General features: G+C 65.3%; 9 protein-coding genes. 6 read left to right on the top strand and 3 right to left on the bottom strand.

Annotated features, from left to right (window positions below; translation table 11 throughout):
- Positions 1-2 precede the first annotated feature (2 nt).
- A complete protein-coding gene (locus HNP46_RS22290) occupies positions 3-1,676 on the bottom strand; it encodes an MFS transporter (protein ID WP_184593291.1) in 1,674 nt (557 codons plus the stop codon).
- Between the two features lie 479 nt (positions 1,677-2,155).
- On the opposite strand from HNP46_RS22290, the gene ccsA reads away from it, so the two are divergent.
- The 5 genes from ccsA (at position 2,156) to peaD (ending at position 9,245) form a co-directional block, all read left to right on the top strand.
- Entirely contained in the window at positions 2,156-4,339 is a 2,184-nt protein-coding gene (ccsA, locus tag HNP46_RS22285) for a cytochrome c biogenesis protein CcsA (RefSeq protein WP_184593460.1), read from the top strand.
- A 340-nt stretch (positions 4,340-4,679) separates the two neighbouring features.
- Positions 4,680-6,251: a quinohemoprotein amine dehydrogenase subunit alpha gene (peaA, locus tag HNP46_RS22280; RefSeq protein WP_184593289.1), complete on the top strand. Its 1,572-nt coding sequence runs from the start codon at positions 4,680-4,682 to the stop codon at positions 6,249-6,251.
- Between the two features lie 75 nt (positions 6,252-6,326).
- Complete coding sequence (gene peaB, locus HNP46_RS22275; protein WP_184593287.1) at positions 6,327-7,757, top strand: quinohemoprotein amine dehydrogenase maturation protein; 1,431 nt, start codon at positions 6,327-6,329, stop codon at positions 7,755-7,757.
- 1 nt (position 7,758) lies between these two features.
- On the top strand, positions 7,759-8,082 hold the full coding sequence (gene qhpC, locus HNP46_RS22270; protein ID WP_015477047.1) for a quinohemoprotein amine dehydrogenase subunit gamma: 324 nt from the start codon (positions 7,759-7,761) through the stop codon (positions 8,080-8,082).
- 29 nt (positions 8,083-8,111) lie between these two features.
- On the top strand, positions 8,112-9,245 hold the full coding sequence (gene peaD, locus HNP46_RS22265; RefSeq protein WP_184593285.1) for a quinohemoprotein amine dehydrogenase subunit beta: 1,134 nt from the start codon (positions 8,112-8,114) through the stop codon (positions 9,243-9,245).
- 81 nt (positions 9,246-9,326) lie between these two features.
- Here peaD and HNP46_RS36085 read toward each other — a convergent pair whose 3' ends face one another.
- Complete coding sequence (locus tag HNP46_RS36085; protein ID WP_311771830.1) at positions 9,327-9,464, bottom strand: PSPA7_2676 family Cys-rich small protein; 138 nt, start codon at positions 9,462-9,464, stop codon at positions 9,327-9,329.
- Positions 9,465-9,795: 331 nt separating this feature from the next.
- On the opposite strand from HNP46_RS36085, the gene HNP46_RS22260 reads away from it, so the two are divergent.
- Entirely contained in the window at positions 9,796-10,602 is an 807-nt protein-coding gene (locus HNP46_RS22260; RefSeq protein ID WP_184593283.1) for an SDR family NAD(P)-dependent oxidoreductase, read from the top strand.
- Positions 10,603-10,975: 373 nt separating this feature from the next.
- On the opposite strand, the gene HNP46_RS22255 is transcribed toward HNP46_RS22260, so the two are convergent.
- Positions 10,976-11,542: a TetR/AcrR family transcriptional regulator gene (locus HNP46_RS22255; protein WP_184593281.1), complete on the bottom strand. Its 567-nt coding sequence runs from the start codon at positions 11,540-11,542 to the stop codon at positions 10,976-10,978.
- Between the last annotated feature and the right edge of the window lie 216 nt (positions 11,543-11,758).

The raw sequence follows: 11,758 nt of genomic DNA, 5'->3' as shown, positions 1-11,758 counted from the left end.
CATCATTCGGTGATATCCCGATCCTTGGTCTCCGGCAGGAAGAAGATGCCCAAAATAGCCGTCATCACCGCGATGACGATGGGGTACCAGAGGCCGTAGTAGATGTCCCCGGTGGCCGCCACCATGGCGAAGGCGACGGTGGGCAGGAAGCCGCCGAACCAGCCGTTGCCGATGTGGTAGGGCAGCGACATGGAGGTGTAGCGGATGCGCGTCGGGAACAGCTCCACCAGCCACGCGGCGATCGGCCCGTAGACCATGGTCACGTAGATGACCAGCACGGTCAGCAGCACCAGCATCATCAGGTGGTTGATCTTCGCCGGGTCGGCCTTCTCGGGGTAGCCGGCTTCCTTGAGCGAGGCGGCCAGCTGCGCGGTGAAGACTTCCGACTGCACCTTGAATTCCGCCGCCGGCATGCCGGCCCCTTCGAAGCTGGCGATGACCTTGTCGCCGATGTGCACCTGGGCCAGTGCGCCGGTCTCGGCCTTGAGGTTCTCGTAGGGGATGGCGCGCTTGGCCAAAAGGCTCTTGGCCATGTCGCAGGAGCTGACGAATTTGGCCTTGCCCACGGGGTCGAACTGGAACGAGCAGGCATTCGGGTCGGCGACCACCGTCACCGGGTTCTTCTCCTGGGCGGCGAAGACGTCCGGGTTACCGTACTGGGTCAGCCCGTGGAAAATCGGGAAGTAGGTGAGGGCGGCGAGGATGCAGCCGGCCATGATGATCTTCTTGCGGCCGATGCGGTCGGACAGGCTGCCGAAGAACACGAAGAACGGCGTGCCCAGCAGCAGGGAACCGGCAATCAGCAGGTTGGCGGTCTGCGCATCGATCTTCAGCGTCTGCAACAGGAAGAATAGCGCGTAGAACTGCCCGGTGTACCAGACCACGGCCTGGCCTGCAGTGCCGCCCAGCAGCGCCATGATGACGATCTTCAGGTTCTCCCAGCGGCCGAAGGATTCGGTCAGCGGCGCCTTCGATGCCTTGCCTTCTTCCTTCATCTTCAGGAACACCGGCGACTCGGAGAGCTGCAGGCGGATGTAGACCGAGATGATCAGCAGCAGGATCGACAGCAGGAAGGGAATCCGCCAGCCCCAGGCCTCGAAGGCCTCGTTCCCCATCACCGTGCGGCAGGCCATGATCACCAGCAGCGAGAGGAACAGCCCCAGGGTTGCGGTGGTCTGGATCCACGAGGTGAAGAAGCCACGCTTGCCCTTGGGTGCGTGCTCGGCGACGTAGGTCGCCGCGCCGCCGTACTCGCCGCCCAGCGCCAGGCCCTGCAGCAGCCTCAGCGTAATGAGGATGATCGGCGCGGCAACGCCGATGGTGGCGTAGGCCGGTAGCAGGCCGACCACGGCGGTGGATACGCCCATGATGACGATGGTGATGAGGAAGGTGTGCTTGCGCCCGATCATGTCGCCCAGGCGGCCGAACACGATGGCGCCGAAGGGGCGTACCGCGAAGCCGGCGGCGAAGGCCAGCAGGGCGAAGATGAAGGCGGTGGTTTCATTGACCCCGGCGAAGAAGTGCTTGGCGATGATCGCCGCCAGGGAGCCATAGAGATAGAAGTCGTACCACTCGAAGACCGTGCCCAGGGAGGAGGCAAAGATGACCTTGCGCTCCTCCTTCGTCACGCCTTGGGAAGGAGCGTTGCCCGCGGACGGGCTGTATGTCTGTGCCATGTTCGTCTCCGTCTTGTTGTTGTTTTGGGCCGGAGTCCCTCAATACCGTTACCGCGCTCGAGCCCAGGGCTGATGTCAGGTCGTACGGATTGCACATGCAGGCAACCCTGCGAAAAGCCGCAAGGTCTTCTGAAAGCATAATCGTTCTCACGCATCTGGCCACTCGCCGCCATGGGCAAAGCCCCGGCTGGCGCGGATTGGCGCCTGTTCTGGACAGCTCGGATGAGGCGAGGCCTCTGGCTGGCGCTCCGAGGCTGTTGGTCCGCGCGGCATGGCCAGGAGCCATTAGACCATCGTCTATAACGGGTAGGGCTGTCGCAGACTGCTACAGCTGTCGCGATCTGCCACGAGCGGGCGGCCGTAAGGTCGTCGTAGCCTGCTGTTTCATAAGCCTTTTTTCGTCTGGCACGCAACGTGAAGAACCCAGGGTTCGCCCAGCGCCGCGTCGGCGCCGCACAAGGAGACCTGGCTTGAAGAGGATGCACCTGTCGTCGCCGTGGATCGTGGGGCCGCTGGCCGCCGCGTTGACCTGTCTGCTGTTGTGGCTGCTGCCCGTTCTGGGTAACGCCATCCTCTGGGTGTTGGCGGGGTTGATTGCCCTGGGTGCGCTGCGCAACGAGTGGCGTGCGCTGGCGTGGCCGGTGGCTGTCGGCGCGCTGTGCGGCGCCTGCCTGGCGCTGGGCCTGCACCTGGTGGCCGACCACTTCCAGCTGCGCTATGCCTGGCTCTACAGCAGTGCGGCGCTGCCGGCCTACCTGAAGTTTTCCAACCTGTGGGGCGGCGACGAGGGCACGGTGCTGCTGCTGGCGACCTTCTGCATGGTTATCGCCCTGCGCAGTGCCACCTTGCCCGGCTGGGCCGGGCGCGGCATGGCGTTGATCGCCGCCTGGTACGTCGCCACTGCCGCCTGGCTCGGCCCCTTCAGCGCCACGCCGGCGGACTGGCTGGCGGCTCAGCCGAGCCAGGGTATGAACGCCCACCTGCAGACCTTCTGGATGTCCCTGCATGCGCCGCTGATCCTCTGCGCCTACGCCTGGGTGCTGGCGCCCGCCGGCGCCGCGCTGGAAGCACTGGGGCGGGGAGGGCACGCCTACGCCTGGGTGATGCCGCGCTACAGTCGCCGCGCCTGGCTGATCCTCAGCGCCGGGATCGGCGTCGGCATGGCCTGGGCCATGGAGGATTTCACCTACGGCCAGCTGTGGCACTGGGACCCGGTGCAGACCTCGGCCTTCATCATCTGGGCCCTGCTCGGCGCGGTGCTTCACGGCGCCCGTCGCTGGCGCGCGGATGGCGCCTATGCACGGCTGCTGCCGGTGCTCAGCCTGCTGGCGGCGGCCATGGCCTGCGGCGCCATGGCGGTGACCCGCAGCACGGTGCTGGCCAGTTCGCACCGCTACATCGGCACTACTTCCTGGCTCAGCCACCTGGCGCTGACGGCGCTCCTGCTGGCGCTCGCCAGCTTCCATCTGCTCAAGGGCTGGCGCGCCGGCAGGCGGGCAGGGCGGCCGCGCGGGGCCAGGGACTGGACGCTGGACGTGGCCATCTACCTGTTCGCCGGCACCGGCCTGCTGGCCCTCGGCGCACTCCTGCAGGCGCACCTCTACGAGTGGCTGGGCATGGAGCGCCCGAGCGAGCTGAAACCCTTCTTCGAAACCCTCACCGCCTGGGCCACCACGGCGGAGATGGACAGCCTGCGCCGCGCCTTCGACCAGTGGGACGTCAACGGCTACAGCCTGGCTCCCTGGCTGGTACCGCTGTTGGCGGCGCTCGGGCTGATGGGCGGCTTCAGCTTCCTGCGCCGCTGCGGGCGGCCGCGGCTGGCGCTGCTGGCGACTGTGCTGATGGCCGCGGTGATGCTCTGGACCGGCTGGCGCGGTGGTTGGCTGAGCGACGGCTACAACGGCGACGGCATGCTCTCGCAGAACATCGTGCGGGTACTGCCGTGGCTGGATGCGGCGCTGCTGGGCGGCGCCTTCCTGATGCTCAGCTGCCTGCTCTGGGGATTGCAGACGATGTGGCGCAGCCGGCGCCTGGGCAACCTGCGCTACAGCGGCGGACTGGCGCTGGTGCACGGCGGCGCGGTGATCGCGCTGGTCGGCGGGCTGGCCGCCACCGCGCTGAACAGCTACCAGCAGATCAGCATTCCGGCGGGCACTTCCTTCGAGCAGTGGCACGCGGTGATCGGCGGCATGCAGATGCGCGTCTCGCCCGATGCCAGCCGGCCGGATTTCTCCGGTTACCACGCCCTGGCCAAGGTCGAATTGCGTGACGGCGAGCGTACGCTGGCCGGCCACGCGCTGTTCCAGGACAGCCGCGGCAACCCGCCGGCCTACCAGGGCCCGGTGCGCCAGCTCTGCGAAATCCTCGACTACCACTACGCGCGCTTCGCCTCGGATCGCGGCTACGTGCTGCATCCGTTCATCGTGCGCGGCTGGAGCGGCGATCTGCAGATCTGGGTGCCGGCCTCGGCGCGGCTGCTCAAGCAGCCCGGCGACGACATCGAGAGCGTGGTGGTGGTGCGCCGCTTCCCGTTCCTCTCGCTGGTCTGGGTCGGTCTGCTGACCATGCTGCTGGGCGCCCTGTTGCTGCCGGCGGGCGGCGCTTTGCGCAAGCCGGACCATACTGCTTCGCAGGGTGTTTCACCGGCCCTGTCTCAGAGTTAGACAGCAATCGCGAAATGTGACGCAGGCAAGGTGCCGTGATGCCTTGCCAGTGCCCGCAAGTGGCACCGAAAGCCTGATTCGGCGCGGCTTGCGCAGTAGTGGCACACAACCTGCTAAATCGCTTTGAAGAGCTCGCTCTTGGAATCTGCTTACGATCTTGCGAGCTAGAGCAGAACAAGGCGAAATCGGTTGAGGGAGCGGAGTTTACTCGCCGTAAATGAGCATCCCGAGACCGATTTCAACGCAGTTATGCCGACGCGCAGCAGATCGTAAGCAGGTTCTTAGCCCATCGGTGGGCGCGAATAACCAACAAGAATACCGAGGAGGCCTGACCTTGAAGATGACACGACTTCGGCACTATCTGGGTGCCGGAACCCTGGCCGCACTGGCCCTTGCGCTGCACCAGACGGCCCAGGCCGCACCCGAAGGCCAGGCGATCATCAACGCCAAGTGCCAGGCGTGCCATACGCCCGAAGGCAACAATTCCCTCAGCCGCATCAGCCACCAGCGCAAGACCCCCGAAGGCTGGCTGATGAGCATCGCCCGCATGCAGGTGATGTACGGCCTGAAGATCACCGACGAGGAGCGTCGCTCGGTGGTCAAGTTCCTCGCCGACAAGCAGGGCCTGGCGCCCAGCGAGACCGATGGCGTGCGCTACGCCCTCGAACGCCGGCTGAACACCGTCGAAGACTTCGATACCAACTTCGAGCAGATGTGCGCCCGCTGCCACTCGGCCGCGCGCATCGCCTTGCAGCGCCGCCCGGCGGCGGAGTGGGAGAAGCTGGTGAACTTCCACCTCGGCCGCTGGCCGTCGCTGGAATACCAGGCCCTGGCCCGCGACCGCGACTGGTTCGACCTGGCGAAGAAGGAAATGATCCCCGAACTGGCCAAGCGCTACCCGCTGGACAGCCAGGCCTGGTCCGACTGGCAGAAGAACCGGCCCAGGGCCGAGGCGCTGGCCGGCAGCTGGAGCTTCGCCGGACACATGCCGGGCAAGGGTGACCTGGCTGGCAGCATGAAGGTGACCCAGGACGGCGACGACGCCTTCAAACTCAGCGTGAAGGGCCAGTACGCCGACGGCTCGCCGTTCAGCGGCGAGGGCAGCGCTGTGCTGTACAACGGCTACGAATGGCGCGGCGCGGTCACAGTCGGTGACGTGACCATGCGTCAGGTATTCGCCGCTCTCAACGGCCAGATGCAGGGCCGCATGTTCGACAAAGCCCATGACGAGCGCGGCCTGGACTTCGTTGCGGCGAAGGACGGCACCAGCCACGTGCTGGGCGTGCAGCCGGCCTACATCAAGGCAGGTGCCGAGACCGAGGTCAGCGTGGTCGGCACCGGCCTGAAGGGCAAGCCGTCGTTCGGCAAGGGCGTGGAGGTCGTATCGGTAGTGTCCGAGACGCCTGAGCGCGTGACCGTGAAGGTCAAGGCCGATGCTGCCGCTGCCGCCGGCGAGCGCGACGTCACCGTGGGCAGCGCCAAGGGCGGCAACCTCGCGGTGTACAAGGACATCGCCGAAGTGAAGGTAGTCCCGGAGTTCTCCATTTCGCGCATCGGCGGCAATGGCGGTTCCACGCCCAAGGTGCAGGGCAGCTTCGACGCCGAGGCCTGGGGCAAGGGCGCCGACGGCAAGCCGTTCCGCATCGGCGTGTTCCCGGCGCAATGGTCGGTGGAGCCCTTCGATGACCGCGCCAAGGAAGACGAGGACATCAAGTACGCCGGGGTGATGGACGCCGACAGCGGCATCTTCACGCCGGGCGATGCCGGCCCCAACCCTGCGCGCAAGATGATGACCAACAACGCCGGCAACCTGAAGGTGATCGCCGCGGTGGATGACGCCGGCCAGTCGCACAAGGGCGAAGGGCACATGATCGTCACCGTGCAACGCTGGAACAACCCGCCGATTCCGTGATGAACGGGATTGGATGAACTGATGACGTGAGCCCCACCTGCGGGTGGGCAAACCCAAGAGTTCCGGGAGGTCGCCATGGGCGCCATCTTGAATCTGGTCGAACGCAACCTGCACGAAGTGCAGGTGGACGCCGACCGCCTGTTGTTCCACATCCCCAGTTCCTCGCTGTTCGCCAGCGACGAGCTCACCGGTGGGATCATCGACGCGCTGCGCGGGCAGGCCTGCTCGCCGGACGAGCTGACCCAGCGCCTGAGCGGGCGCTTCGGCGCCGAGGAAATCGACGAGACCCTGCGCGAGCTGATCGCGCTGGAGCTGGTCAGCGACGGCTCGCCGCTGACCCCTGAAATCGGCATCAAGAAGGTTGACCGCACTGCGCTCAACACCGTGGTGCTGAACGTCAACACCGGCTGCAACCTCAGTTGCACCTACTGCTACAAGGAAGACCTGGACAAGCCCTCCGCCGGCAAGAAGATGGGCGCGGAAACCGCCGAGGCTTCGGTGGAAATGCTGATCCAGGAATCCCCCGACGAGCCGCGCTACACCGTGGTGTTCTTCGGTGGCGAACCGCTGTCCAACCGCCCGCTGATCGAGCACATGGTCGCTTACTGCGAACGGCGCTTCGGCGAGCTGGGCAAGACGGTGGACTTCGTCATGACCACCAACGCCACGCTGCTCACCGAGGAAATCGTCGACTGGCTCAACGCCCATCGCTTCGGTATCTCGATCAGTATCGACGGGCCGAAGACGGTGCACGACCGCAACCGCATCACCGTGGGCGGGCAGGGCACCTATGACGTGGTGCGGCGCAAGGCCGACATGCTGCTGTCGCGCTACACCGCGCGGCCGGTCGGCGCGCGGGTGACGCTGACCACTGGCGTCACCGATGTCGAGACCATCTGGAACCATCTGTTCAACGAGATGGGCTTCGCCGAAGTCGGCTTCGCGCCGGTCACCTCGGGCGACATCAGCAGCTACAACCTCACCAGCGACGAGCTGAAGGAGGTCTTCGCCGGCATGAAGGCCCTCGGCCGTCGCTACCTGGTCGAGGCGCTGGAAGGGCGCAACATCGGCTTCTCCAACCTGCACCAGCTGATCACCGACATCCACGAAGGGCAGAAGAAGGCCCTGCCATGCGGCGCCGGCCTGAAGATGCTGGCGGTGGACCACAAGGGCGAGCTGAACCTCTGCCACCGCTTCACCGGTTCTTCGCTGCCGACCTTCGGCAACGTCCACGAAGGGGTGAAGCAGGCCGAGCTGAACGACTTCCTCTCGCAGCGCCTGGATCGCACCGACACCGGCTGCGCCAGCTGCCACATCCGCAACCTCTGCTCCGGCGGCTGCTACCACGAGAGCTATGCGCGCTACGGCGACCCGGCGCACCCCACCTACCACTACTGCGAACTGATGAGGGACTGGGTCGATTTCGGCATCGAAGTCTACAGCCGGATCATGGCTTCGAACCCCAGCTTCATCGACCGCCACATCACTCCGCGGAAGGCGCACTGACATGAAACATCTGAAAGCGATCAACACCAAAGCACAGAAGCTCGAACAGGCCGCCGCCGAGGATCGCATCGAGGACGTGGTGGCGATGAACTCCGTGGCCGGCTGCGCGGCGACCACCGATCCGGGCTGGGAAGTCGACGTGTTCGGCGGCGTGTCCTCGCTCTGCCAGCCGATGGAAGCGGACCTCTACGGCTGCTCCGACCCTTGCTGGTGGCCGGCCCAGGTGCCGGACATGATGAGCACCTACCCCGACTGGAACAAGGATGCGCAGGCCTCGGCCGAAAACTGGCGCAACCTCGGCACCGTATTCCCGGACGACAAATGATCGGACAGAAGAACAAGAGGAAAACCTGCATGTCCAGAAAAGCATTCGCCGCCGCGCTCGGCGGCCTCTCGCTGGCCTGCGCGCTGCAAGCCGTCGCCGCCGATGCCGGCGCCGACACCGGCAAGGCGCTGGAAAGTGGCCACGAGTACCTGATCAGCACCAACTACCCCAACAACCTGCACGTCATCGACATGCAGACCGACAAGCTGTTCAAGACCTGCACCATCCCCGGCGCATACGGCCCGGGCATGACCCAGCTGTCGCCGGACCGCAAGGTCGCCTACATCCTCAGCAACCACTACGCGGACATCTACGGCATCCAGCTCGATGACTGCAAACCGGTGTTCCACGCCACCATCGCGCAGAAGCCCGGCGAGAATGCCAAGGCGATGTTCTCCATGACCGTCAGCCACGACGGCAAGGAAATCTATGCCATCGCCAATCCGACGCTGATCCTCTCCGAGCACTACGAGGTGCAGCAGCCGCGCCTGCAGGTCTACTCCGTCGCCGACGGCATGGACGCCAAGCCGGTACGCACCTTCCCGGCGCCGCGCCAGCTGACCATCATGCAGAGCGGCGACGACGGCACCCTCTACGTGGCGGGCCCGGACATCTACAAGGTGGACGTGAAGACCGGCAAGTTCGACGTGGTGATCCCCAGCCGCAACTGGAAGCGCCCCAACTACGCGCCGCCAGATGTGCTCTACGTGTGGAACCAGCAGACCTATCCGCGTGACTTCTCGCTGCTCTACACCACGGCGAAGTTCAAGGACGCCAAGCAGGACATGGCCACGGCCGATTTCCTCTACGGCTTCTTCAACATCGACCTGGCCACCGGCAAGACCGAGACCGTCGACTTCGGCCCGGTCACCGAGGTGTACTTCAGCGGCATTCGCTCGGCCAAGGATCGCAACATCGTCTACGGCGTGCTCAACCGCCTGGCCAAGTACGACATCAAGGAACAGAAGCTGGTCAAGGCGGCGAACCTGGACCACTCCTACTACTGCCTGTCCACCAACAAGGCCGGCAACAAGCTGTACCTGACCGGCACCCTGAACGACGTGGCGATCTACGACGCCGACAGCCTGGAGCGTATCGGCGACCTGAAGCTGCCCGGCGGCGACATGGCGATCACCACTAGCCAGGCGTTCGTCGCCAACTGATTCCTGGCTGACTGATCGTCACAGGGCAACACCCGATGCCCGGAGCACGAAAGTGCTCCGGGCATTTTCTTTGGGCCGACTTCAGATTTCCGGCTCGGGGTTGAGGTATCGCTGTGCACCGCAGCGCGTGCAGCGTTGGCACAGCATCGGCACGCGGCCGACTTCGGTCAGACTCCCTTCATCCCAAACACATCCCAGGAAAAAGCAGCGCAATCGCATGGGTCCTCCTCCGGATCGCTCCGGTTCGTAGACGGCAGCCAAGTGCAGGTGACGCTCCGGGATTGTTCTTGTGTGGAGACGCCCGTGAGCCTCTCGCGGGCGCTCTGGAATGGGCAACCTAAACCGCCGGATGGCTTGTGGTGCCCGTCCTTCCTGGCTTCCAGACGTTTCTCGCGCCGTTCGTCAGCACTGCTGGATAGACCTTGACGGATAATATTATGAGTATAATATTCGAAATCAGATGACGGTCGTAATTCAACGCCGGACATGCTTCACGGCCACCTGGCCCACCCAACCTGTAAGCGGGGCGAATGCCTCCGGAGAACCAACCATGAATGCCAAATCCGAACTGGGCCGCGCACTGATCACCGGTGCTTCCTCCGGCATCGGCGCCACTTACGCCCAGCGCCTCGCCGCCCAGGGCTACGACCTGCTGCTGGTGGCCCGCGACCAGCAACGCCTGGAAGCCCTGGCCGCGCGCCTGGGCAAGGAGTACGGCGTCTCGGTGGACGTATTGAAGGCCGACCTGACCCGCCGCGAAGACCGCGCCCGCATCGAGGCCCGCCTGGCTGAAGACGCCAGCATCAGCCTGCTGCTGAACAACGCCGGCGTGGCGATCAACGGCACCCTGCTGGAAACCGACCTGGACCGCCTGGAAAGCATGATCGAGCTCAACGTCACCGCCACCGCGCGCCTGGCCGGCACCGCCGCCAAGGCCTTCGTCGGGCGCGGTCGCGGCACCATCATCAACGTGGCCTCGGTGCTGGCCCTGGCGCCGGAGCTGTTCAACGGCAGCTACAGCGCCACCAAGGCCTTCGTGCTCAATCTGACCCTGTCCATGCAGCAGGAGCTGGCGCCGCTGGGCCTGCGCATCCAGGCCGTACTGCCGGGCGCTACCCGCACCGAAATCTGGGACCGCGCCGGCACCGATATCTCCGCGCTGCCGGCGGAGATGCTGATGGACGTCAACCACATGGTCGACGCCGCCCTGGCCGGCCTGGCCCAGGGCGAAGTGGTGACCCTGCCGGCGCTGCCGGAATTCGGCGAATTCGAAGCCTTCACCGCCGCGCGCCTGAAGATGGCGCCGAACCTGTCGCGCAGCGCCCCGGCGCAGCGTTATGGCGTGGCGCTGGGCTGATCGCTGCAGGTAAAGCGAAGAGTTGAGTGGCGAAAAGCTTGCCCCGGCCCAGTGCCGGGGCTTTTTTATGCCCGGCTTTTGTCTTCGCGGGCGATCGCGGGCATGACTCGCTCCGGATGAGCATCCGCGCTCGGATTGGCCCTCACCCTAACTCTCTCCCAAGGGGAGAGGGGACCGTTCGGTGTGGCGTGAGTCCATGGCGTCAGCCGGCACGGGCGGCTCCCTCTCCCAGCGGGAGAGGGCTGGGGTGAGGGGAGTAAGCAGGCACGAACTTTCCAGAAAAGGAACGTAGGGCGAATAACCTGGAACAGGTTATCCGCCGGCCCTTGAACGGCGGATAACGCTGGCGCGTTATGCGCCCTACAAAAGCGCCTCACTCCGCCGCGCCGATCTCGCGCTTCAGATGCCGCCGCGTGCTCTCCAGGATGCGGTCGGACATCTGCGGATCAGCCACGCTGCGTGCCAGCACCAGCGCACCGATCAGCGTAGCGAGCATCGCGACACTCTCATCCTCGGCATGCTCGCTGGGCAGCGCCTTCTCGATGGCATCGATACGCGCCTGGACGATGGCGTCGGTGGTGGCGCTGGCATGGCCGCGGGCGCCCAGTTCGGCCGAGATGGTCGGCAGCGGGCAGCCCTTGCCGGGAGCGTTGCGATGGCCAGGGGAGAGGTACTGGTCGATGAAGCCGGGCAGCGGGTCAGTCTTTTCGAACTGCTGGTCGACCACTGGGCGCAGCTGCGCGGCGGCTTGCTGCAGGGCGATCTCCACCAACTCGTCCTTGGACTTGAAGTGCGCGTAGAAACCGCCGTGGGTCAGGCCCAGCGCCTTCATCAGCGTCTGCAGGCCGGTGGCGTCGACGCCCTCGCTGCGAAAGCGCTGCGCCGCCTCGTTGATGATGCGTTCGCGGGTCTGGGCCTTGTGGTCTTCGGAATAGCGCATGGCCGGTTTCTCCTGCGGCATTTGCATGGTGCCCATCATGTTACCCCATGCGCGCGCCCTGTGTTTTCCGCCGGGGCAAATCCTTATCACTCAAATGAATAGACCTGGCAATCAATAGATTAGGACTGGTCTAGGTCTGCCCTCAGTTGATTCCTACACCCGAGCCATTGGAGTGGCAAGTAGAGTTCGCGCGGTAATTCACCTCAACACACCCAC

Source organism: Pseudomonas nitroreducens (genome assembly GCF_014204515.1).
Lineage (GTDB): Bacteria > Pseudomonadota > Gammaproteobacteria > Pseudomonadales > Pseudomonadaceae > Pseudomonas > Pseudomonas nitritireducens_A.
Note: the sequence above shows the minus strand (reverse complement) of the source record. Positions and strands in the feature narration are given on the sequence as shown.